Raw genomic sequence first — 24,156 nt, 5'->3', positions numbered from 1 at the left:
GTCCTAGGCTATCGGCATGACCGCACCGCCGTTTTTTGGGATCGCATCGAACGTCACCTGATCGATCTTCAGGTGCGCCCTCACTAGTTCCGGTGGCGTGTGCGCGAGCCATTCCGAGAACGAAAACTCCTGGTAGCGATCGGCCTTGAACATCTCGAGGAACACCAGGTCTGTGTCTCCCGTGTTCTCGACGTAATGCAGCAGAGTTTTCTGCACATAGCCGACGTCTCCCTCCTGAAAGTCCATCGTCCGAGCTTTGTTGCCCGTCGCCACTACCGTCATTCGTCCTTTTCCGGCGATAAAGTACTGCCACTCGTCGGCGTTCGGATGCCAATGGAGTTCCCGCATCCCGCCCGGATGAACGGTGACCATCGCCATCGCCGTGGTTGAAGCCTTGAAGTTACTCGAATCGACAATTCGCACCTCGCCGCTTTTCGTTTGCCTCGTCGCCGGAATGTCCATCGTGCGAAAAGCAAAATCCTTCGGTGATTTTCCCAGCGCTCCCGCCGCTGCTTCTTGGTCTTTCTCCAGTCCACCTGGGACGTCCGTTTGGAAAATGAACAACTCCTGCTTCGGAACATTTCCAAAAGCTCGTTCGCTAATGCCGAAATTTTTTGACAACACTTCGGGCGCCAGGTGGGCCATGGCGTCGCTTAGCAGCACCGTTTCTGACTCCGAAAAATCGCCGTCGTCGAAGACGAGCATGAATTCGCAACCGTCCGGACTGAGACCCTGAATCGAATGCGGGATGCCGCTGGGGAAAAACCAAAGATCGTTTTTCTTAACGTCGGCAACAAAACTTTTGCCCTCCGCATCGATTGCCGTAATCCGTGCCGTCCCGTAAAGGATGATGGCCCACTCGGCGGATGTGTGCCAATGCAGCTCCCGAACGCCTCCGGCAGTAAGCCGCATGTTCACGCCCGCCAACGACTTTGAGACTGGCAGCTCCCTGACAGTTACTTCCCGGGACCATCCGCCTTCGTACACGCGCTTGTTCGCAAAGGAGAATGGATACTTGAAGTTTTGCACCAGGCTCTTCGAGTCCGTGCTCGGAGGCCAGGTAGAATCCGGGTTTTGCCCGTCCAGGGTTCCATTAGCCGGGCCAGGGTCGCGCCGGTCCGCTCCCGCCACCTTTAAGGCACCGAAGCTGGCAGCGGTTACCGCCATTGTGCCGAGAAAGTTCCGGCGATTGAAGTAACGCATAGCTATATCCTCTTTTAATTCCGGTTATGTCACCCAGACGTCGATAAAGATGTAGAGCAAGACGATCGACAGCGCTGCCCAGACAAAAAGAACGTTTCCCATCCGTGTCTCTCTTGCGCCCTTGAAGTCATTTGAGACATTGGGATCGCGATCGAACAACGCGTGTCGCTTCTTAAAGATGAAAATTCCGACGGCCGCGAAAGCGAGGAAGGCGATGGCAAAGGCCGCGCGTAAGGCCGGAATTCCCGCAGCCTCGATACCTGCTGCCAGTAAAAGACGAGTCGAGGTATTCATTGGTTGATACCTCAAACCTAGGGCGTACCCCGACAGCGTAGCTACAACACGTCCGAAGGGTTTTTGGGTCTCGCGAACGGGCGGTTACTCCGCCTCTCTTTTGAGGTAGATTCGATTTAACTCAAGACCGAAGACGTCAGGAAATCTTCGGTCCTGACCGCCAATTCGCGCAGCCGAACCCCCGTCGCATGATGGACCGCCGCCGCAATCGCCGCAGCGATGCCGGCCAGACCGATCTCGCCTATGCCGCACCCCCTAAGGAGCTCGTTGATCTCGTTGTCCGCGGAAAAGTCTGGTCTCGCGCAAGGATGATCCGAAGGATCGTCGCGTTCGTCGGGTTGAACTGACCGCGAAAGGGCGCGCCCTGATTACCCGCGGCTTTCGGGAGCACGCCGCCGCGATGGAAACTGCCGTGAGTCTCATCTCCGAGAACGAGCGCCTGACATTGCTGGAGCTCTTGAAGAAAATGGGGAAGCACGCCGCCCAGAAGCGGGGATGAGCTTTGACCGAAAGCGGCCCGGCCCCCGATCCACTTCGTGGCCGTCCGCGCTGGGACTATTATGATCGGGTAAGGTCCGTTTCGGTTAGCTCGAGTGCAGTTTTGATCGCGTTCGCGAGGTCACTGGCAGGGCCGCGTCCCCAGAAATGCAGAAACATAATGCGGGGGGATTCGTGGGTCATGTGATTGTGAATCGCGACAATGTTGATTCCTGATTTGCGGAGGGATTGCAGAACAGGCTGCAATTCGTCTTCGGTCATCGCAAAATCGCCATCGACGACCGCGCTATCATCACTCCCCGCAAAGGCTGCCCAGGTGTTTACACCCATGGTGTTGCCAATCTCCATTTGGTCCATTCTGGACTTCTTACCGATCGTAAACTTTACCATTCCGTCCTTGGTTTCGCCGGGAACGGCAAAAATCTCGTTCAACGGCCCAGCCGATACCGAATTTTTCTCCGGCAGGAATCCCTTATCGCTTACCAGGCGACCAAAGCTGTCGCCTGGCTTGGGGGTCAGCCGGCGAATTGCTTTGACGCTGTCGTAAACTTTCCTGACCGCGGCGGCCAACTGCTCCGCTCTGCCCTTGCCTTCGATGTGCATGAAAAAAATCCTGGGCTGATCGAAGAAGAAATGATTATGCAGCGCGGTCACGCTCAACCCGTTCTCGAGAGCTGCGGACATTGCGGCATTGACCTCGTCCTCGAATAACACGGTGTCGCCCATCATCATCGCGTTCTCAGCGCTACCTTGGAACGCAGCCCAAGTGCCGAGACCCATAAAAGGCGGCATTTGCCATCCAGCGACCGAAATTTTCACGTCGTCTCGCGGGAACGTGACTTTGTAGACCCCTTCCGCCGCACTCATCTTGCCTTTGAGGCCGGTCAGACTGTCGATCTTCGCCGTATCGAGGTCGGCGGCCAACGAAGCGCCAAGCGATGCGGTGAGGATTACGGCCGCAATGAAACTTTGTTTGATCATGGGATGAAGGTGACGAAAGCGAGCATATCGTCGCCGCTCGCACGATAGCGAAAGGGCAGACGATATCACCTCGCGATTAGGATTGTTCGTCATCAACATCCGCCGCATCCTCTTTGCTCTCCTCGTACGATTTGAGGAAATCACCGTTCTCGTTTACATCGATGGCCCATTCCTTACCGCTTCTCTTTACCGTGGCTTCATAGACGATTTCGTTCTCCTCGATTTTCTTCTCGATCCTGATGACCTGATCGGTGCCGGCCTGGTCTTTGATTGTTGTCTGGACCGCGGCGGGCAAATCGGACAACTGAACTGCCTTGCTGCTGAGGTCGTCTGCGAACAGGAGACTGGGATAAGCGAGACTCGCGACTACTGCGATCGATAGGACTGCGATTAATTTTTTCATGTAGTGAGGATTGGCGAGCGGCGGGCAGCTTGCCACGGCGCAAACGCATGGTTTTTCCCTCCTCCGGGAGAGGGAGCGCCGGGCAGCCCTTTTTGGAGGCCGGGTTCGCAATCAAAAGACGAACATGCCGGCCGCGGCTCCGAGCATGACGGCCGCAGTCGCTGCGATGGCTATCCGCGAGAGGAGAGAACTCGGTTGCTGCCGCATGACGTTCCGATCCGATGCGACGAGCAGAATGCCGATGAGGAGGAACGGAGCGAGCAGGCCGCTGACGATTGCGGCCCAATAAAGAGCTTTGATCGGACTTACATTCACGAAGTCGAGCGCAATGCCAGTCACAATCGAGAGGATGATCACGAGGTAAAATGGCCGCGCTCCCTTGAACGTTTCATTTAGGCCGGCCTTCCACCGAAACGCCTCTGCCAGAGCATAGGCCGCGGAAGTAATCAAAATGGGAATTGAGACCAGCCCGACGCCAACAATTCCAACCGTGAATAAAGTGGCCGCGAACGGGCCGGCGAGCGGCGCGAGGACCGCCGCGGCGTCACGCGAGGTATCGATATTTGTGATGCCATTTCGGTGCAGGGTCAGCGCGGTGGTGAGGATAATGAAATACATGGCAATATTCGAGAACACGGTGCCGGCGGCTACTCCGAGGTTGCGAGGGCCAATTCGTTTTGCTCTCACCCGTCGCTTGTGGAAGCGCATGACTGGACCGAGGTGGCTGTTTTCTTCCGGATCCTGGGAAGCCTGCCAAAAAAATACGGAGGGACTAATCGTGGCCCCGAAGATGGCGACCAGCCCCGCCCAGGCATCGTGCCCGGTTGGCCAGACCGGCAGAAACGTTTCGCGCAGGATGTTATTCCAGTTCGGATGGAGCACGAACGCGGTCAGCACATAAGCAAAAAGACTTAGCGCGAACCACTTCAAGACATTCGCGATGTAGCGGTAGCGAAACAGAATCATTCCGAGCGCGATGATCACACCGAAGAAGATTACGCAGTAATGCGAATTCAGGCCGCTGAGCATTTCCGTTGCGTCCGCCATGGCGGAGAGGTCGGCGCCGACGGTGATCGTGTTTGCAAACAGCAATCCCAGGGAAACCGCCGCCACGATTGGGCGTGGAAATTTTTCGCCGAGAGCGGAGGCCAGGCCTTTGCCTGTCACCAGGCCAATCCGCACGCAGGTTATCTGGATGGCAGAAATCAGCGGCCAGGTAAGAAAAGCAGTCCACAGAATAGAGGTGCCGAGCTGGGCTCCCACCACCGAATACGTCCCAATGGAGGAAGGATCGTCATCAGCCGCACCCGTGATTAGCCCCGGTCCCAACCCAGCGAAGTATCGCCTGAAGAGACCTCTCCACCGCCTGTATCGACCGCCTTGCGGCATACCCCGCGCAACTCGTTAGGCAGGAGTCACACCCGCTAGAAAGAGATACTGAACAAGTTGATTCCGCTCGCTTTTCCGGCAACATCGGGATCGAGAGAGACGCTCTCTTCCGCGGTGCCATATTTCGCCGGCGCCAGCGGATTGAGCATCTGGAGCGGATTGCTCCCGCGGATTGCGCGCGGAATCACGCCGGAAACGGTTTGCTCGGAAACGGTCGCGGGTCGATGAGCTTGACGCGCCTGATATTTAGACTGGAAAGACGCAGTGTGCTTACCGGCGATGGCGCGGTTACTGGCGGCCCGCCCTGATTGACTAACCCCAGAAATCCAGCAGCCAGGCAAGCGATCAATATCTTTGTTCTCATATCGCAAGCTCCTTCCGTCCCGATCTTCCTTCCATGCTCCAATCGTAAGGTCTTTGCCTGCCCCTTCAGAACCGGCGCCCGCTCTCTCTTTCGGTGGGGAGACTCTTTCCGGCGATACCGAGCTAACGTGCCTGAATTTCGCAGGGAGACTTTATGGCCAAACGAACGTAAGTCCTCGCCCTGCTTCTCCTCCACTGAGTTGCGCCTAGGCTTGGAAAGGCGCGAGGGTCTCGCAGATAACGGCAAAGCAAGTTCATCGTGACTGCGCTCTTGTCATGGCTTCGGTATGCAGCCCAAAGCGCGTCATCGATATCGTGCTCGTCTAATTCTGGGTTTGAGATAATCATAATGTTTTCTCCAGTGGGGGGGATGCCGCCTTCAAGGGACCCGTCTGTAAACTTGTCTGTAACTGACACTTTGGGACAGCCGGGGGCTCGTCTCTGTCACTTGCATAGTTAGGATTCGCCCATCAGAGCTCAGAGTGTAGTCATTAACTCTGCGCCCCTCTGGTGACGTGAATGTCTGCGCCAGATGCCGGCCTCCCAACTGCATGGTCACGTCCGCCTTTCCTCCATCGGGACCAACCCACGCAACCGGTCCGCCCTTCGCTGGTGTGCGTAACGCAGGCTCGTTATCCACCGCCACGCTGATTTCATTCGGCGAAGAACTGATGGCGACCTTGCGATAAGCGGGGTTCAGCTTTTTGAGGCGCTCTCTAGCGATATCCCGCGTGAGGAAGTTCTGCTTCCCCGCCGCCGCCTCGACCACTTTATTCACGTTGTCGCTTTCGGTTGCATCCAGGATGTAGGTTCCGTCCAGGTTGGAGTTCTGTGCCGCAGCGCGTTCGTTTGAACCAAGAAACAAAGCCCCGCACAGCAGGACGAGGCTAAATGTCGCGATGTGATTTCTCATAACTATTGCCTCCTAAGCCAGTGATTATTATTGGGTTTTCTCGAGCGCGTGCGATGCAGCTTCTTCGATTAGAGCCGCCACTTCCTTCGGCCTGGAGACGTAGACTGCGTGACTGGCGCCCGAGACTTCCACGGTTCGGCTCTTAGCTCGTTCGGCATACCAGCGTTCAAGGTCGGGGTTGATGGCTCTGTCTTTTTTTGCGACCAACATCCAGCTTGGCTTGCTTCTCCACGCGGCCGTGGTGATCGTCGCTGCAAAATTCTCGGCGAAGTTAGGCACCTGCGAGCGCGCCATCAAAGTGGCCCGTTCTATAGGCACATCGGCGGCGAACAGTGCGTGAAACTGCGCCGGATCGATGTAAGTAAAGCCATCTGGCGTCTTCTGGATCGCACCCGACTTGGCGAGATCACTGGGGAAGCGTTTTCCGTCGTCCGCCTCATTCTCTCCGGCATCCGGCATGTGAGCAGCGATGTAAACCAACCCGACGACCGACGGATCTGTTCCAGCCTCCGTGATTACAGCGCCGCCATAGCTATGCCCAACCAAAATCGATGGTCCCTCTTGTTGAGCGAGCACGCGCTTCGTCGCGGCCACATCTTCTTTAAATGAGGTCTCCGGTTCCTGGACAATGCTAACGTTGTACCCATCCTTGCTCAGAATGTCGTAAACGCCCTTCCAACCAGAACCATCCGCCCACGCCCCGTGAACCAGCACAATATTCCGAACCGGATGCTCTTCGTTCTGCGCTGGGACCGGGCAGCAAGGCAATAGGAGCAACCCGACCATCGCGACGCCTGAGATTCTTCGTGTTTTCATGGCCTTCAACTGGCGATAGTGTGGTGCGACCTCACTGTTAGCGGTTCACGAAGTGATAGAGCCGCTCATCATAAGGTGCCCCCAAGGATGCGTCGGCATTCGTGCGAAAGATCACGGTATGCGACGCGCTTACGTGATCGTCGAAAGCCTGCTGGTTCGCGAAGGTCTCAACGAGCTGAAAATGGTTCGCGGTCGGCGTTTGGCTGACCAGGGCGAACGTCTGGACTCCCGCATCCCTGAGGCTGTCGCTCACGAATGTATTCAGCAGTGGTTGGACTTGGCCCACGAACTGAGGGTCTACGTCCACGTGCGTGATGACAAAAACCTGACGCGCCTGGGCATGTTCATTGCGAGGATTTAGAGTGCCCGCGAGCAAATTGCCCGGCCGTTCATCCAGCGGCGCCTCCACCAGGCGCATGAGTTGAGTAAAGATATTTTGCACCGCCGGCGAGTTCTCGAAGTTGGCGAATGTCTGCGCATTACTCCAGGTCTCGGACAGAGCGAAGAAGTTCCCGCGGACGATCTGCTGTAGCACATCGAACCGGACGAGACCCGCGCTGCCGTTAGCGGTCGAAGCAAGGTCCTGAAGCAATTCGCTCCCGACCCTCGTGTCGGCGGGCTTGAATTCCACGTAAACGATGACGGACTGCTGTGGCTCGGACTGAGCCACAGCATTGTCAATCAAGGTGGAAAACGCACCAATAACTAAGAACAGAACTATGAATGGTTTAACACGCATGATCATTTCTCCTTATTAAGCGCCGGTTACTGCTTCGGAATTCCAGCGGCGAACCACGAGCCCGGTCCAACGACGCGGATGAGGAGCACCGGGCTGGTGCATTGACTCGGCGGCGCGGGTGAAAGCGTATCGTCAATACGAAAATCGCCATTCACTTCGAGCGGGACGCCTGCAAGAGTTGAGCTGTGCTGGACATTGCCATCATTTGAGCAGAACAGCGTAGCAAAAACGCTCGCATTGCCGTTGCTTCCGACGGCATCGCCTGCGCCCAGAAGGAGACCGCTGCCGTCGATCCGAATTCTCCCGTCCTGCTTCACGTCAGCAGCAAGGTCGCGGATAACCCAAATCTGTCCTGCGGCCGGGACGCCGCGGACGGTGGTATTTATCGAACCAGTGCTAATATCGCCGATGCCTCCAATGAACCTGACCAGACTCTGGCTACCCGACCTGTCGACGTTCTGGGCCACGGCCGATTGAGCAATGGCTCCCGTAACGAAAGCCAGGGCGATCAACATGGCGATCTTTCGGGCCATGACACTCCTTACTTTGTGCCATCCGGGATTTGAGGTTGAAGTGCTGGATAATATTGCCGAACTGGTTATTAATTTCATACCCGTCACTTGCGCGGTGATTTGCAGTGCCGTCCACTGCGCGTGGGTAGGATTCTGTCCTGCTACTTATGGAGCTGCGCTCGTTCCCTCTTTGGAGGTAGCGCAGAATCGCGAGACAGGGGGGAGTTGATCAGAACTTGAACGCGAAGAACACCGCCCCCAACAACCAATCCGTAGGAAACGCAATAGTTCCATTTCAGCGGAGAGTCGAAGAGCACAAACGCCATTAGCATGAATACAACCAGCGTGATGCATTCCTGGAGGATTTTCAGTTGCGGCACGCTCCATTGCTCCGATCCGATGCGATTTGCCGGCACCTGAAAAATATATTCGAACAAGGCCAATCCCCAACTTGCCAGGATCACCAACCAAAGCGCCCGGTTTCTAAACTTCAGATGTCCATACCAGGCAAGGTTCATGAAGATATTAGAGACGGTGAGCAGGATAATGGCTTTCACGAGTCATAGTTTCGGTGTCGTCAGCGGCTACTCTAGTCGAGCTTGGCGAGCTGCCGGGAATGAAATCCGCCTTTGATCGCGACTCGCTAAGGGATGCGTATTCCTCGTGCAGGTTGGATTAGATGCACGCTGATATCGCCAATCATTTCACGTCGGCCATCGCGGATATAGGGATTTTGGCAGCCCCAGCGATGACACCGTGTTAGTGCCGTCATTTTCCTAACGTGGGCCGGTGTCGCCGATAGGTGGCCAGTTATAGTATGTTGAAACCGGTATTCTGGTTCCGTCGCGGATTATGTCGGGGTTCCGCACCGGGCCTGAACTATCCCTCGAGGCTGTTAGTGGAGGTTTGCTCGCGTAGGGTGATGTCGCGCATGCCGTAAGCAGAGTCATGAGCGCACCGGCGGCGACGCTGACGATTCTTTGTGTGAGTACCGTATTGTTCATGCCCAAAAGTATCCCGTGCGCGCGGGTTCCGGCTATGGCGCGTGCGAAGGATTTTGCGCTGCCACCGGCTAGACAATCCCTGCTCCCTCTTTAGTTAGAGACGATCTAAGTGGCTACTCCGTCTCCGACCCGTGACTGGCGATCTGCTTCCATTTGCCGCCCACCTTGACGAAAGTGTCCGTAGCGATGATGTCGTGCGCGCGATGTTTACCCTTGATCACAATGTCGTAGGTGTCCTTGTAGGTCGCCACTGCGGTATCGCCGTAAACACGCACTTCGAGCTCAGACAGTTTCTCACTATTTGTCTTGAGGTTCCTGCCGTCGGCCATGAGTTCCAGGATATCGGTCTTGGTGTAAAAGGTTCCGTCACTGTCGCCTCGGTCCAATCCTCAGCCAGGAGCTTTCGGTAAAAGTTTGCATCGCCGGCCAAATCGGCCTTAACGGCCTCATTCTCCACGCTAGTGATGGCCGTTACGACGTCAGCGTTGGTCTCCGTTTGTGCGCGAGTGACGCTGTGCCCTGCGAATAGCGCGACAACGAAAAGCGAGATCCGCAATGGGGCCTTCCTTGGATTCTGAAGTATTCTTCGTTAGGTTCGCATAAACTTCACTGGATTATTCGTTTTGTTGCCGTGTGGGACTAACGAAGTCCTCCGGCAACGCGAATCGTTTCGCCGGTGATCCACGCGCTGTCGGCCGAGGCGAGGAAGACGGCGGCCGGCGCCACATCGTCTGGCTGTCCGAGCCGGCCCAGCGGCGTTTGCGCGACCGACTGCTTTTCAAAGTCGCTTCCGGAAAATCCCTTCGCCTGAAAACCCTCGGTCTCAGTGGGGCCCGGATTGATCGCATTCACTCGGATTTTCCTTGGTCCAAGTTCCTTCGCGAGCACGTTGGTGACTGCGTCCACGGCAGCCTTGGTGGCGCTATAAATAACTGAGGTTGGCGGCGTCGCGCTGCTGGCCAGGGAACTGACATTGATTACGCTCCCGCCCTCTGGGCCGAAGTGCTTTTGCGCTTCCTGGGTAGTCAAAATCAAACCTAGAACATTGGTATTAAACTGCCGATGAAACTCCTCCTCGGTGGCCGATTCGAGCGGTCCGAACTCATACACTCCGGCATTGTTAACCAGGATGTCGAGCTGACCGAGCGTTTTCCTGGTCTCGGCGAAAAGCCGTTCGACCTCTTTCTTCTTTCCCACATCCGCCTGAATCGCGACGGCTTTCCCACCTTGTTTGGTGATTTCGTCAACCAGGTGGTCCGCCCCTGCCTTGGACGAGGCGTAGTTAACGACTACTGCCGCACCCTCGGCCGCGAGCTGCCTCGCGATGGCGGCGCCAATTCCTTTCGAAGCACCTGTTACGATTGCAACCTTTCCGTCTAGCTTTCCGTTCTTCATTTGCTTCCTCCGTTTTGACTTTTGAAATCTTCGGCATGGTGAAAACCGCCCTGGCTTTGAAAACGCTTTCTTCGAGTTTCGATTTTGTTCTTCGAGCTTCCCTCCCCGGTGCCGGTCTAATACGGCTTTTCGCCCCGCAGGATCACGAATGGCGAAGGTTCGGCGTAGACGCCGTTTACGGTGGCGCCGCCGTGGTGGATCGCCGGGAACATTGATTGCATGCTGGCCGGGAAGCCGAGCGTTGGCTTCGTCTTTTCGTCGAGGTCCGCGAGCTCCTCGGAGGTGAGTCTCACTTCGAGCGCCTTCAAGTTGTCCTCGAGCTGGGCCAGGCGACGTGCGCCGATGATCGTAGACGTGACGCCGGGTTGCATCCGCACCCACGCGAGCGCGACGCGCGCGACCGTGGAGTCGTGAGCCTTGGCGATCTTCTCGAGTTCGTCGACGATGGCAAAAGTGTTGTCGTTGAGAAAATGGCCGATGAAAGCCGCGCGTCCTTCCTTCGCCTGCGCGCTGGTCCGCGTGTATTTGCCGCTCAACAGACCGCTCTTGAGCGGCGACCACGGCGTCACGCCGAGGCAGAGCTCACGTGCCATCGGCATCAGTTCCTGCTCGACAGTCCGCTCAAGCAGCGAATACTCGATCTGCAGTCCGATGAACGCCGACCAGCCGCGGAAATGCGCCGTCACGTTCGCCTCGGCGACTTTCCACGCCGGCGTGTCCGACACGCCGAGGTAGCGAACCTTGCCCGCCCGCACGAGATCATCGAGCGCCGCCATCGTCTCCTCGATCGGCGTATGCACGTCCCAATTGTGCAGCCAGTAAAGATCGATGTAATCGGTCTGCAGGCGGCGCAGCGACTGTTCGCACGCCGCGAGAATCGACTTTCGGCCGGAGCCGCCGCCGTTCGGATCGCCCGGGTAGAGATTGCCGCTGAATTTCGTGGCAATGACCAGCCGATCGCGTTTCCCCTTATGACGGCCGATGTGGTCGCCGATGATCTTCTCGGAATGGCTTTTCGTGTAGAAATTGGCGGTGTCGATAAAGTTGCCGCCGAGCTCGATGAATCGGTCAAGGATCTGCTGAGATTCCGCAACGGTCGATCCCCATCCCAGGTCTTCACCAAATGTCATTGTGCCCAGGCAAAACGGACTCACGCGGAGGCCGGAGTGACCGAGCGTTATATATTGATCGAGACCCATGCTATTCTCTCAAAATCTAACCTGGTTGCTTCTGAGCGTACTTTGATGTCCGGTACGTCATCTACTTGTTATAGCGTCCGAAACGCTAGTCTGCTGTAGCACGACCTGTGACGAATCCTTAATCTCGGTAACGATCAGAAACCGTTGCGGCGTGGAAGAGTTTGGGAGCTTGCCTGCGAGTGTCTTTAAGGGCCCAATCGCCTGCACAATTCCGGCACCATCCGGATTTGTTTTCAAAACGGCGAGGGGCTCAAGTTTGCCGAATGGCGGACCATTGGACTCCGCCAGATAAACCTGATATTGCGAACGCGGAGCCAGTCCTTGCGCCGCGATCTGAAGCAGGTCCAATAAACCCAACGAGTTCACCGCAACCGACGCCTGAGCGTAGGCCCGCTCAGTTCCGGCCCCCTCCAAATGCAATCGTGCCGTGTTAGCAGCGGTGCCGAGCGGCATTAGATTTTCCGTCCCGGACCCACTCGGCACGGCATTTGGAACATAGACTAAAGCCTGGCTCGTTTGTCCGATTGGAATGTTAGCGACGATCTTGTTGGTTGTGGTATCAATGGCGACGCAATGTTCGCCATTTTCCAGCGCGACATAAATTCGCGAACCGTCACCCGACGGCCAGATTCCATGCGGAAGCTCACCTACCGGAATGGTTGCAACTAATTCGGGCGGGCCGGCTCGTCGGAACACCTTCACTTCGTTCGATCCACCAATAGTCACATAAGCGAATTTGCCGTTAACGTTGCTGGCGAAGTTCACGTGATTCGTGATCGGCCCGGTATCCAACACCGCCTTTTGCTCAAAGGGCGGCCTCGCATCGAACACCTGAACCTTGCCGACGTCTTTCAACGTGATCCAGACTTCGTCGTTTTCCGGGGTGACAGCGATGTTGGGAGAAAATGGGCTGGCTTGCGGCAATCGCTTGATGATCTTATGTGACGCGACGTCGATAACCGCCACTTCCGGAGTAAAGCTGGAACACACAAAGGCGTATTTGCCGTCCGGCCCGAACATGGTCATCCCAGGTCCATTGGCGACTTCCATTCGCCGCGTCTCTTTCATCCGCTCAGGGTCAATTACCGAGACGTAGTTTTCGCCACGTACAGTTATCCACAGCTCTCGCCCATTCGGAGTGAAGAACGCTTCATGGGGCGAACGGCCGAGGTAAACGGCGCCTTTGACCTTGTTCGTTGCCGTATCGATCAAGGTTACGGAATTCGATCCGACCGACACCACGGCCAGAGTCTTCGAATCCGGCGAATAACCAAGACCGTGGACAAGCAGCTGTCCTTTGTAGAGTGGGCTCAGAGCTGCAGGAACCGCATCCCCGAGTTTAATTACTCCAAGCAATTTGTTTTCCGAAGGGTCAATCACCGAAACGGTATTCGATGTCTGATCCGCTGTGTAAACGCGGTCACGAGCAGACAAGGCGATACTTGATCTGGCCCACGGCGCTTGTTGCGCGACAGCCGCGGACAAGAACGACAACGACAAAAGGCAAAGGAGCTTTTTCATGTCAGTTGCTCCTTCGGGTGTCGACGGTTGCCGTTGGATTTATTTCTACTTGAACCGACTCATGCTGTCTGAGCCAGCCTTGCATCAACTCAATCTCCAATTGTTGGTCGGTGATGATTTCCTGCGCCAGTCTGCGCATTTGAGGGTCCGTACCGTGTAGGAGTTGGATCTTTGCCATATCGAGTGCCGCCTGGTGGTGCGGCAACATCAGCCGGACAAAGTCGACGTCGCTGTTGCCCGATTGCGCGACAGAGCCCATGGCCATGTGCATCTTATCCATGCTCGCGATCAGCTCCGACCAATTGGGATCGTCACCCTCGCGACTTCGCTGATCATGATCTGTCGCGCGTCCAATCGAAGCCACCGCGAAACTGAACACAGCAAGCGCAATGGACGCGTTGACTGCCGTTTTCATTCTTGTTCACCTTTAAGGAACGCGAGCAACGCGGTATTAACCTCGTCGGCATGCGTCCAAGTGATGCAATGCGGGCCTCCTTTGATCACGACAAGCCGCGCGCCTTTGACGAGTTTGGCTGTCCGCTGACCAGCTGCCGTTAAAGGAACGATGCGGTCATCATCGCCGTGGATGACGAAAGCAGGCACATCAACCCGTTTCAGATCCTCGCGGAAATCCTCCAACCAGGTTGCCACGCAGGCCAGGCTGGCGGCGGCGGAAGCACTGGCAGCAATATTCCAACTGGCCTGCACCACGTCTTCGCTGACCCGCTTCCCGAGATACAAATCGGTATTGTAAAAGTTTCTGAAAAACTCGGTGAAGAATGCGTAGCGGTCCGCGGCCACCGCCTTCTTGATTCCATCGAACACGTTGGCATCGACGCCTTCCGCGTTATCGGCAGTTTTCAGCAAGAACGGAGGCACCGCACCGATAAACACGGCTTTGTTAATACCCTTCGAACCGTACTTGCCAAAATACCGCGCGATCTCCCCGCCGCCCATCGAGAATCCCACGAGCGTGACATCCTGAAGCTTAAGCTGCGTGATCAACTCCCGCAGATCTGCTGCGAACGTGTCGTAGTTGTAGCCCGCAGTCGGCTGATCGGATTTGCCGAAACCTCGGCGGTCGTAAGTGATGACACGATGGCCCGCATTCAGCAGCACCGGCAATTGCTTCTCCCATGACGCACCGCTCAAAGGATAACCGTGAATCAGGATGACCGGTTTACCCGAGCCATGGTCTTCATAGTAGATGTCGATGTTACCTCCGTTTTCTTTTCCGGCAGTTACGTACGGCATTGTAGTTATTTTGTTTGAGGGTTATTTCCCGCCACGTTTTATCTCTGAAAGAAACCAGGTCCGGCGCTCGGTTTCATCGATCCAGACTTCGATCAGACTCGCGGTGGCGACGTCGCGATGCTCGTCGCACACGTCGTGGGCCTCGCGCAGGCGCTCAGTCAGCGCTTTGTTGTCCTCGGCCAGCTCGGCGATCATGTCCGATGGACCGACGTAATCGGCATCATTATCGACTACGCGCTGAAGCCGGGCGATCTGACCAATCGACTTGATCGTAAGTCCGTCGATCTTGAGCACGCGCTCCGCGATCGGATCGGTCATGGCGAAAAGCTGCTCGGCTTGCTCGTCGAGAAGCAGGTGATAATCGCGGAAGTGCGGTCCACTCATGTGCCAGTGGAAATTTTTCGTCTTCAGGTAGAGCGCGAAGACGTCCGCGAGGATCGCGTTCATCACGTGTGTAATGGCCTTGGTGGCCGAACGTGTCAGATCGGTTGTTGTTACCAAGGGCAGGTCGCGGCTCCGCTGAAAATCCGCCGTTATGGTCGAACCATTTCTTTTCATCTGATATCCTTGTGTGGACTGCATTGCATCAGGCAGCCGACCTGTGTTCGTTCGCTTGAAAAGTGTCGAGGATTGCCGCGAAACGCGCTTCGTACGATTCGCAGGTCGGGCAATCTCCGTTCGGCTGGACCCATTCGGGATGCTGCTCGCGGAGGGCGTCGTGCATTTGATGCTGAAGCTCAGCGTAGGCAGGATTTTGTCCGGAGCTGCTCTCAACGGGGTGCATTTTCATTCCAGACCATACCGGTAATGGAAAGGTGGCTGCTACAGCGCGTCCGCGAGATTTTGTGACACCACCTCCGGGGTGGTATGTGCTCCCTCTTTCGAGATAGAACGATGAAAAGGAAACGGCGATTCAGGTCGCCGACGTTCGTCTTTCGGGGATCGCGTGTTGCTCCTCGAAGCAGGACTCCAGGTTCTTCAAGTTAACGGGAACGCGCCCTTGCGCGCCTCTCGGAGCGGCCCTGAGATATTGGATGGGCCAGGAAATTGGCTGCGCGAGCTCGCTCGCTGCTCGCAACGGCCAATATGGATCGCGCAGAAACTCGCGCGCCATGATGACGGCATCGGCTTGTCCTGTGCCGACGATGTGCTCGGCTTGAATGGGAGACGTGATCATTCCGACCGCGCCCGTCATGATTCCAGTTTCGCGCCGGATTTGTTCAGCGAATGCCGTTTGATAACCGGGACCAACCGGAATCTCCGCATGAGGAACCAAGCCGCCCGAAGAGCAATCGATCAGATCGACGCCGAGTCCTTTCAATCCGCGAACAAGTTCAATCGACTGTTGAATGTCCCACCCGCCGTCGACCCAATCGGTAGCCGAAATGCGGACGAACAACGGCGAACCCTTTGGCCAGGCGGATCGGACAGCCGTAACAATCTCACGAACCAATCGCGTGCGATTCTCGAATGAACCTCCGTAAGCGTCGTCCCGTTTATTGCTGAGCGGTGACAAAAACTCATGAATCAAATAGCCATGGGCAGCATGAATCTCGATCACCCGGAAACCGGCTACGCACGCCCGTTGGGCCGCTTGCGCGAAGGCAGCGATTACTTCCTGAATGCCGTCGTCCGTGAGAGCTTGCGGCATGGGATAATTATCGACGAAGCGAAGCGCGCTCGGAGCCACGACTTTCTTCCAACCTCCTTTGTCTTCGGGAATCGCTCCGCCGCCTTCCCATGGCCGGTAAGTGCTGGCCTTCCGTCCCGCATGCGCCAACTGCATTCCGGCAACACTGCCTTGTTCATGAATGAAACGGACGATGCGGGCCAGCGGTTCGATGTGCTTGTCACTCCAGATACCGAGGTCCTGCGGACTGATGCGGCCCTCCGGTAGAACCGCGGTCGCTTCGGTTAAGACCAATCCGGCTCCGCCCACCGCGCGGCTGGCGAGATGAACGAAATGCCAGTCGTTCGCCAATCCGTCGTGACTGGAATATTCGCACATGGGCGAGACCACGACGCGATTTGCCAAAATGACATCGCGAATTGCGAGAGGATCAAAGAGGTGAGTCATAGGTTTCAATGCTATTGGGTCGCCATCACGAGGCTCGGCGCGGCGACAAGTTCAGTTCGAGTCTTCTTCCGGCGGTTCCGGAGCTGATCAAGAAAGAGATAAATAACCGGCGTGGTGTAGAGCGTCAGCATCTGCGAGACGATCAGGCCGCCGACGATCGCGATGCCGAGCGGCTGACGAAGTTCGCTGCCAACGCCCATTCCAATGGCGAGCGGCACCGCGCCAAAGAGCGCCGCCATCGTTGTCATCATGATGGGACGAAAGCGAATAAGACATGCCTGATAAATCGATTCTTCGGGACTGAGCCCCTCCCGACGCTCCGCCTCGAGGGCGAAATCCACCATCATGATGGCGTTCTTTTTCACGATGCCGATGAGGAGAATGACGCCGATAATGGAAACAATCGATAATTCGTCGCCAACGACGAGCATGGCCAGCAAAGCGCCGAGTCCGGCCGAGGGCAGGGTGGAAAGAATCGTCAGGGGATGAATGAGGCTCTCGTAAAGCATACCGAGCACGATGTAGACCGCGATCAGCGCGGTCAGAATGAGCAACGGCTCGGTGGCCAGCGACGATTGAAAGACCTGGGCGGTGCCGGCAAAAGTTCCGACGATGCCGGAAGGCATTCCCAACTCTCGCGCCGCGCGCTGGATGAGCTGGGTTGCCTGGCCTAACGAAACGCCAGACGCAGTGTTAAATGAAATTGTCACGCAGGGAAACTGGCCCTGGTGATTAACGGAGAGCGGCGTGTTCGCGGTCTCGAAACGCGCGATGGTACTGAGCGGGACCTGATTTCCCGACGATGATTTGACGTAAATCTTATCGAGCGAACCTGGGTCGAGCTGGAATTTCGGATCGACCTCGAGTACGACGTGATACTGATTTTGCTGGGTGTAAATGATTGAGACCGGGCGCTGGCCGAATGCGCTGTTGAGGGTGCTATCGACCGCTTGCGGCTGGATACCTAGACGCGCGGCGGCGTCACGATCGATCACGACGTTCGCCTGCAAGCCGCGAAATTGCTGGTCGCTGGTCGCATCCTTGATCTGCGGGTAGTCGTGCAGCTTCGTCACCAGTTTCGGCGCCCACGAGTTAAGCTCGTCCACGTTTTGATCGGTCAACGCGTATTGATAGAGCGCCTTCGAAGAGCGTCCACCGACGCGAATGTCCTGGCTTGGCTGAAGAAAGAGATTGGCGCCGGTAACTTGGGAGAGCTTCCTCCGCAGCCGCGCGATGATCGTGTCGATGCTGTCCCTGCGTTCGTCCTTGCCCCAGCCCTTCGGCTTCAGGCTGATAAACATCCGTCCGTTATTCAGCGCCTGACCGCTGCCGCCGCCAAAAAATGAGCCGACCGCCTGCACTGCCCGATCGGCCATCACGATTCCAACGACCCGCTCCTGCTTTTCCCGCATCGCGTCAAACGAGATGTCCTGCGCGGCTTCAGTCGTGCCGATCATTTGTCCGGTGTCCTGTTGCGGGAAAAATCCTTTCGGCACGACGAAGTAGAGGCTGATCGTGGTGACGAGCACGACCGCGGTGACACCAAGCATCAGGTACTCGCGCTTGAGGACCCATTTCAAAGTCCGCTCGTAAAACCGGTGCATGGCGTTAAAGCCCCGTTCGCTCAGCCGATCGATCGGACCGCGTCGCCGATTCGGATCTTCGGTTTTCAAAAAGCCGCCGCAGAGCATCGGCGTGAGCGTTAATGAAACGATGCCGGAGACGAGAATCGCCGCGCTCAAGGTGACCGCGAACTCGTGAAACAAACGTCCGATCAAGCCGCCCATGAACAGCAGCGGAATGAAAACCGCGACGAGCGAGAGACTGATCGAAATCACCGTGAACCCAATCTGGCGCGCGCCTTTGAGCGCGGCTTGTAACGGCGGCTCACCTTTCTCGATGAAGCGCACGATATTCTCGATGACCACGATCGCATCGTCGACCACGAAGCCGGTCGAGACCGTTAGTGCCATGAGCGAAAGATTGTCGAGACTGTAACCGCAGAGCCACATCGCGCCGAAGGTGCCAGCCAGCGCGAGCGGCATGGTGATGCTCGAGATAAACGTCGGCCAAAATCTTCTCAGGAACAGAAACATCACCATCACGACGAGCGCCATCGTGATGAGGAGCGTCAGTTGCACGTCGCGCACCGAGGAGCGGATCGTGACGGTGCGATCTGCCATCACATCGAGACGCACGCTCGGCGGCAACCAGGTGCGCAATTGAGGAAGGACCGCGCGAACCTGGTCGGTCGTGCTGACGACGTTGGCGTCCGGCTGTTTGAAGATGACCAGGAGCACCGCGCGCTTGTTATTGAACAAACCGGCCTGGTCCCGATTTTCCTGCGCATCGATGGCCGTGCCGACATCGCGCAAGGGCACGGCCGCGCCGTTATGTTGTGCCACGATGATCGGGTGATACTGATCGGCCTTAGTAAGCTGGTCGTTGCTCGCGATAACAAATCGCTGGTTCTCGCCATCAAACGAACCCTTTGGCGAAAGGACATTCACCTGCGAAAGCGTGGTCCGAATGTCTTCGATGCTCAGGCCCATGGAAGCGAGCGCGACCGGATTCATCTGGACGCGCACGGCGGACTTCGCGCCGCCGCCGATGATGACCTGGCTCACGCCTTCGACCTGACTGATGCGCTGGCCAATGATTTGATCGGCCAGATTGTAAACGTGCGACAAAGGGAGGGAGTCAGAAGTCATCGCCAGGACCATGATCGGCGCATCGGACGGATTGACTTTGCGATAGAACGGCGGTTGCGGCAGACCGGTCGGCAGTTCGCCCGCGGCGGCGTTGATCGCGCTCTGAACATCGCGCGCCGCGCCGTTGATGTCCCGGCTGAGATCGAACTGAATCGTAATCGACGACCCGCCTAACGAACTGACCGAAGTAATTTCCGAAACGCCGGCGATCTGGGCGAACCGGCGCTCCAGCGGCGCGGCCAGCGACGAGGCTGCGGTGGCAGGATCGACCCCCGGTTCCTGCGCGCTCACCGAAATGGTGGGGAAATCAACTTTCGGCAGCGGCGCTACCGGCAGGAAATGATAGGCCACCGCTCCGAGTAATAATAATCCCGCCGCGAGCAGCGAAGTCCCGACGGGACGGCGAATGAATGGCTCGGAAACGCTCATGTTCGCCGTGGGCTTCCTGCGAACTCAGGGTGCTGGCCGTTGCTGGACGATGCGTGGAGAGGCAGTTCCGCTTGCGCTAATCGTCCTCTGTTCCGCATTTCCTCGATCCAGGCGGCAAAGCGATCGAGATAAAGATAAATCACCGGCGTGGTATAAAGCGTGAGAAATTGCGAGAGCAAAAGTCCGCCGACGATGGAAATGCCGAGCGGCCGCCGCAGTTCGCTGCCGGTTCCACTTTCGAGGGCGAGCGGCAAAGCGCCGAGCAACGCCGCGGCTGTCGTCATCATGATCGGGCGAAAACGGAGCAGACACGCCTGATAAATCGATTCCTCGGGCGACATTCCTTCGTTGCGTTCGGCTTCGAGCGCGAAATCGATCATCATGATCGCGTTCTTTTTTACGATGCCGATGAGAAGGACCACTCCGATGAGCGCCACCAGGGAAAAGTCGGTGCGACAAATGAGCAGGGCAAGCAACGCGCCCACGCCGGCACTCGGCAGAGTGGAAAGGATTGTGATCGGGTGAATGTAGCTTTCGTAGAGAACGCCGAGGACGATGTAGATCACAACGACAGCCGCCAGAATCAGAAATGGCTCGCTCGTGAGGGAGGAACGAAATTCCGCCGCCGCGCCGGTGAACGTGGATGCGATCGTGTCGGGCAAACCGATTTCGCGCTCGGCCTTTTGGATCGCCGGAATCGCGTGGCTGAGCGAGCTGCCGCTCTGGAGATTGAACGAAATCGTCGCCGCCGGAAATTGTCCCTGGTGCGGGATCGCGAGCGGCGTGTTGCTTACGTGCATGGTCGCGAAGGCGCTCAGCGGCACCGGCTGGCCGGTGCTCGATCTCACGTAAATCTTGTCGAGCAGATCGGGCGATTCCCGGAAGTTCGGTTCCACTTCGAGAATGACGCGGAACTGATTGAGCTGCGTGAAAATGATCGAGACCTGTCGCTGCCCGAACGCGTCGTAAAGCGTGTCGTCGATCGCCTGGGTGAGCACGTTCAGGCGCGACGCCTTTTCGCGATCGACATCGACGTTGAGCTGCAAGCCGTTCACCTGTTGATCGCTCGCCACGTCAGTGAGTTGCGGCAGTTGCCCGAGCTTTTGCACGAGTTTCGGCGTCCACTCCGCGAGCTCGGCCGCATCCGCGTCCTGCAGGATGTACTGGAATTGGGTGCGGCTGACGCGCGCGTCGATTTGCAAATCCTGCGCCGCTTGCATGAAGAGCGAGACGCCCTGCACGTCGCGGGTTGCGTTCCGCAATCGTTCGATAATCTCCTCCGCGTTAGCGCGCTGGTCGTGCGGCTTCAGCACAATGTAGAGGCGCGCCGTGTTTACGGTCGCGTTCACCGTGCCCGCGCCGACCGCAGCCGAGACGCTGGCGACATCCGGGTCCTGTCTCACGATGTCGGAAACAGCGTGGACGCGTTGCACCATCGCCTTGAAGGAAATATTCTCCGCGGCATCGGTCACGCCGACGATAACGCCGGTGTCCTGCTGGGGCAGCAATCCTTTCGGCACGATGACGTAAAGCAGAATGGTCGCCACCAGCGTGACGATCGCAACGCTTAAAACGAATCGTTGATGATCCAGCACCCAGCGCAATCCATGTTCGTATAAATTACGGAACCGCATCCAGAGATCCTCCGTGTAGCGATAGAACTTGCCGCCCTGTTCATCGTCCTGCTTTTCGGAGCTCAAGAGTTTCGCGCACATCATTGGAGTGAGAGTGAGCGAAACGAAGGCCGACATCGCGACTGCCACGCTCAGGGTGACGGCGAACTCGCGAAACAATCGGCCGACAATTCCGGTCATGAACAAAAGCGGAATGAAAACCGCGATGAGCGAGACGCTCAACGACACGACCGTGAACCCAATTTGCTTCGCGCCTTTGAGCGCCGCTTCCAGCGGACGGTCGCCCGCTTCGATGTAGCGGACGATGTTCTCGATCATCACGATCGCGTCATCGACGACGAACCCGGTCGAGATGGTCAGCGCCATCAACGAGAGATTGTCGAGGCTATACCCGGCCAAATACATGATGCCGAACGTGCCGATGAGCGACAACGGCAACGCCACGCTCGTGATGACGGTCGTCCAAAGTTTTCGCAGGAACAGAAACATCACCATGACGACGAGCGCGATGGTGAGCAGCAAGGTGAGTTGCACGTCCCGGACCGACGCACGGATCGTCTCGGTGCGATCCGCCAGGACATCGACGTGGACCGAAGGGGGGAGCGTGCCGGTCAACCGCGGCAGCAATTGCTTCACGCGGTCGACGGTTTCAATGATGTTCGCGCCGGGCTGCCGCTGGATGTCGAGCAGGACAGCCGGTCGTTCGCCGTTTTTCGTGCCGACCCATGCTCCGAGCTGGTCGTTCTCCACGCCGTCGATGATGTTCGCGACGTCGCCGAGGCGAATCGGCGCGCCGTTTTTGTATGCGACTATGATCGGCTTGTAGGCGTCGGCGGAAAAAATCTGATCGTTCGATCCGATGGTGAACGATTGCCGCGGCCCGTCGAAGCTGCCTTTCGGCGCGTTCACGTTCGCCTGCCCAAGAATGGTACGCACATCTTCGAGCCCCAGACCGAGCGCCGCGATCGCCGCCGGATTCACTTGCACGCGCACGGCCGGCTTTTGATTTCCCTGGATCGTGACGAGCCCGACGCCGGTGACCTCGCTCAATTTCTGCGCGAGCAAGGTGTCGGCGAAATCGTTCACGCGATCGAGCGGCAAACTGTCGGAAGTGATCGAGAGAGTCAGGATAGGCGTGTCGGCGGGGTTGACCTTGTTGTATTTCGGCGGGTTCGGGAGATTGGGCGGCAGAAAGCCGCTGGCGGTATTGATCGCGGCCTGCACGTCCTGCGCGGCCACGTCGATCGGTCGATCGAGCGCGAACTGCAAAGTGATGGTCGAAGTGCCGAACGAGCTGGTCGAGTTCATCGACGAGAGCCCGCTGATTTGTCCGAACTGCCGCTCGAGTGGCGTAGTAACCGATGAGACCATCACGTCCGCGCTTGCGCCCGGGAAAAACGTCGTCACCTCGATCGTGGGGAAATCGACGGCCGGCAGTGCGGAGATCGGCAACAGTTTGTAGCCGAGCAGGCCGAGCAAAATCACGCCCGCCATCAAGAGCGATGTCGCGACCGGCCTGCGAATGAACGGCTCGGAAATGCTCACGATTCCGCCAACCTCGCCGGGTCGGGCGACGGTTGCGGCTGCGGAGCCGCCACCTCGACATGCGCGCCCGGTTGAAGTTTGTATTGCCCGTCAACCACCACCTGCTCGCCGGCTTTCAATCCTTCCTCAATCAACGCCAGGTTCGCTTCGACCTGCCCCACTTTGATCGCCCGCATTTCGACGGATTTGTCCGGCTTGATTACATACGCATACGTTCCCTGCGGCCCGCGCTGGACCACGCTCGCGGGCACAACGATGGCGTCTTTGCGCGTCGTCAAAATCAAACGCGCGTTCACAAATTTTCCCGGCCAAAGTTTTAGCTGCTCATTCGGAAAGGTCGCCTTCAACCTCACCGTGCCGGTCGCCTGATCGATCTGATTATCGACAACGGCGAGAGATCCTTCGTCGAGCGCCGTCGTGTTGCCGCGATCAAGGGCGGAAACGTGCAGTCCGCCGTCAGCGCCGCCCGAGTTCAAAATCGGTTGGAGATTTTGTTCCGGCAACGTGAACACCACCGAAATCGGATGCATCTGCGTGATAACAACAATGCCGGTTGGATCGGCGGCGTGGACGATGTTGCCGCCGTCGACCAGGCGAACGCCAGTCCGTCCGTCGATTGGCGACTTGATCTGAGTGTAATCAAGCTGGGTCTTCGCGGCCTCGATGGCCGCCTGATCCGCCTGGACTGCAGCCACGAATTGATCGCCCAGATATTTGGAGGTATCGAAGTCCTGTTGGTCGATCACCTTCTTGTTCAACAGATCCGTGTTGCGCTGGAGCGTGACTTTGGCGTTGGCCAGTTGCGCTTCGTCCTGCGCTTTTTTTGCGACTGCCTGATCAAGCGCTGCCTGGAACGGCCGCGGATCGATCACCGCCAGGAGATCGCCCGCTTTCACGTCCTGGCCTTCGACAAAAAGAACTTTGTCTAGCTGGCCATCGACGCGGGTGTGAACCGTCACGGTGTTGAAGGCCTGCACCGTGCCTAGGCCATCGAGATAAATCGGCACATCCTTTTGCTCGGATTTCCCCGCCACCACTGGGACCGGACCGCCGCCGGCAGGCCCGCTACCACGTCGTTCCGACGATGCACTCGCCGCGTTGTCTCGAGATGAATTGGACGAACTACCGTGAGAACAGCTCCACCACCCGACCAGGAGGATAAGAACGGCGGCAATCACGAAGATTGTCCGCCGGGAAACTTTTAGGGTCCGCAAATGGCCGGTTAGGAAATTGAAAGTCCCGGAGAATGGCCGTGTGGCTTTCATGGACAAAGCTG

General features: G+C 57.3%; 23 protein-coding genes. All 23 read right to left on the bottom strand.

Annotated features, from left to right (window positions below):
• Positions 1-3 precede the first annotated feature (3 nt).
• Positions 4-1,203, bottom strand: a complete 1,200-nt coding sequence (locus VJU77_05045; protein HKP02714.1) for a cupin domain-containing protein — start codon at positions 1,201-1,203, stop codon at positions 4-6.
• A gap of 24 nt (positions 1,204-1,227) precedes the next feature.
• Entirely contained in the window at positions 1,228-1,497 is a 270-nt protein-coding gene (locus VJU77_05040; GenBank protein HKP02713.1) for a hypothetical protein, read from the bottom strand.
• A gap of 558 nt (positions 1,498-2,055) precedes the next feature.
• Positions 2,056-2,976, bottom strand: a complete 921-nt coding sequence (locus VJU77_05035; GenBank protein ID HKP02712.1) for a DUF1259 domain-containing protein — start codon at positions 2,974-2,976, stop codon at positions 2,056-2,058.
• A gap of 76 nt (positions 2,977-3,052) precedes the next feature.
• Positions 3,053-3,379: a hypothetical protein gene (locus VJU77_05030; protein ID HKP02711.1), complete on the bottom strand. Its 327-nt coding sequence runs from the start codon at positions 3,377-3,379 to the stop codon at positions 3,053-3,055.
• 111 nt (positions 3,380-3,490) lie between these two features.
• Positions 3,491-4,708: a divalent metal cation transporter gene (locus tag VJU77_05025; protein HKP02710.1), complete on the bottom strand. Its 1,218-nt coding sequence runs from the start codon at positions 4,706-4,708 to the stop codon at positions 3,491-3,493.
• Positions 4,709-4,803: 95 nt separating this feature from the next.
• Complete coding sequence (locus VJU77_05020; protein HKP02709.1) at positions 4,804-4,956, bottom strand: hypothetical protein; 153 nt, start codon at positions 4,954-4,956, stop codon at positions 4,804-4,806.
• Between the two features lie 554 nt (positions 4,957-5,510).
• Positions 5,511-6,044 (bottom strand): hypothetical protein, encoded by a 534-nt coding sequence (locus tag VJU77_05015; GenBank protein ID HKP02708.1) that lies wholly within the window; start codon positions 6,042-6,044, stop codon positions 5,511-5,513.
• A 27-nt stretch (positions 6,045-6,071) separates the two neighbouring features.
• Positions 6,072-6,830, bottom strand: a complete 759-nt coding sequence (locus VJU77_05010; GenBank protein ID HKP02707.1) for an alpha/beta hydrolase — start codon at positions 6,828-6,830, stop codon at positions 6,072-6,074.
• A 67-nt stretch (positions 6,831-6,897) separates the two neighbouring features.
• Positions 6,898-7,605, bottom strand: coding sequence for an antibiotic biosynthesis monooxygenase (locus tag VJU77_05005; GenBank protein HKP02706.1), 708 nt, complete (start codon positions 7,603-7,605; stop codon positions 6,898-6,900).
• A 20-nt stretch (positions 7,606-7,625) separates the two neighbouring features.
• The gene (locus VJU77_05000) at positions 7,626-8,132 is read right to left on the bottom strand and encodes a hypothetical protein (GenBank protein HKP02705.1); all 507 of its coding nucleotides are present in this window, start codon (positions 8,130-8,132) and stop codon (positions 7,626-7,628) included.
• A gap of 140 nt (positions 8,133-8,272) precedes the next feature.
• Complete coding sequence (locus VJU77_04995) at positions 8,273-8,668, bottom strand: DMT family protein (GenBank protein HKP02704.1); 396 nt, start codon at positions 8,666-8,668, stop codon at positions 8,273-8,275.
• A gap of 560 nt (positions 8,669-9,228) precedes the next feature.
• Entirely contained in the window at positions 9,229-9,501 is a 273-nt protein-coding gene (locus tag VJU77_04990) for a nuclear transport factor 2 family protein (GenBank protein ID HKP02703.1), read from the bottom strand.
• 253 nt (positions 9,502-9,754) lie between these two features.
• Positions 9,755-10,510, bottom strand: coding sequence for a glucose 1-dehydrogenase (locus VJU77_04985; protein HKP02702.1), 756 nt, complete (start codon positions 10,508-10,510; stop codon positions 9,755-9,757).
• A 116-nt stretch (positions 10,511-10,626) separates the two neighbouring features.
• Positions 10,627-11,709 (bottom strand): aldo/keto reductase, encoded by a 1,083-nt coding sequence (locus tag VJU77_04980; protein ID HKP02701.1) that lies wholly within the window; start codon positions 11,707-11,709, stop codon positions 10,627-10,629.
• 57 nt (positions 11,710-11,766) lie between these two features.
• Positions 11,767-13,230: a YncE family protein gene (locus VJU77_04975; GenBank protein ID HKP02700.1), complete on the bottom strand. Its 1,464-nt coding sequence runs from the start codon at positions 13,228-13,230 to the stop codon at positions 11,767-11,769.
• A gap of 1 nt (position 13,231) precedes the next feature.
• Entirely contained in the window at positions 13,232-13,645 is a 414-nt protein-coding gene (locus VJU77_04970) for a DUF305 domain-containing protein (protein HKP02699.1), read from the bottom strand.
• On the bottom strand, positions 13,642-14,484 hold the full coding sequence (locus VJU77_04965; GenBank protein ID HKP02698.1) for an alpha/beta hydrolase: 843 nt from the start codon (positions 14,482-14,484) through the stop codon (positions 13,642-13,644). The genes VJU77_04970 and VJU77_04965 overlap by 4 nt, the downstream gene beginning before the upstream one ends.
• 21 nt (positions 14,485-14,505) lie before the next feature.
• The gene (locus VJU77_04960; protein ID HKP02697.1) at positions 14,506-15,042 is read right to left on the bottom strand and encodes a DNA starvation/stationary phase protection protein; all 537 of its coding nucleotides are present in this window, start codon (positions 15,040-15,042) and stop codon (positions 14,506-14,508) included.
• Between the two features lie 28 nt (positions 15,043-15,070).
• Positions 15,071-15,274: a hypothetical protein gene (locus tag VJU77_04955; protein HKP02696.1), complete on the bottom strand. Its 204-nt coding sequence runs from the start codon at positions 15,272-15,274 to the stop codon at positions 15,071-15,073.
• A gap of 123 nt (positions 15,275-15,397) precedes the next feature.
• Positions 15,398-16,561: an NADH:flavin oxidoreductase/NADH oxidase gene (locus VJU77_04950; protein HKP02695.1), complete on the bottom strand. Its 1,164-nt coding sequence runs from the start codon at positions 16,559-16,561 to the stop codon at positions 15,398-15,400.
• Positions 16,562-16,572: 11 nt separating this feature from the next.
• Complete coding sequence (locus VJU77_04945) at positions 16,573-19,701, bottom strand: multidrug efflux RND transporter permease subunit (GenBank protein HKP02694.1); 3,129 nt, start codon at positions 19,699-19,701, stop codon at positions 16,573-16,575.
• Positions 19,698-22,880, bottom strand: coding sequence for a multidrug efflux RND transporter permease subunit (locus tag VJU77_04940; protein HKP02693.1), 3,183 nt, complete (start codon positions 22,878-22,880; stop codon positions 19,698-19,700). Before VJU77_04940 ends, VJU77_04945 begins: the two co-directional genes overlap by 4 nt.
• Positions 22,877-24,145 (bottom strand): efflux RND transporter periplasmic adaptor subunit, encoded by a 1,269-nt coding sequence (locus tag VJU77_04935; protein HKP02692.1) that lies wholly within the window; start codon positions 24,143-24,145, stop codon positions 22,877-22,879. Before VJU77_04935 ends, VJU77_04940 begins: the two co-directional genes overlap by 4 nt.
• Positions 24,146-24,156 lie beyond the last annotated feature (11 nt).

The sequence above is a fragment of the Chthoniobacterales bacterium genome (assembly GCA_035274845.1).
Lineage (GTDB): Bacteria > Verrucomicrobiota > Verrucomicrobiia > Chthoniobacterales > UBA10450 > AV80.
The sequence above is the reverse complement of the archived record's forward strand: the minus strand, read 5'-3'. Positions and strand labels throughout refer to the sequence as shown.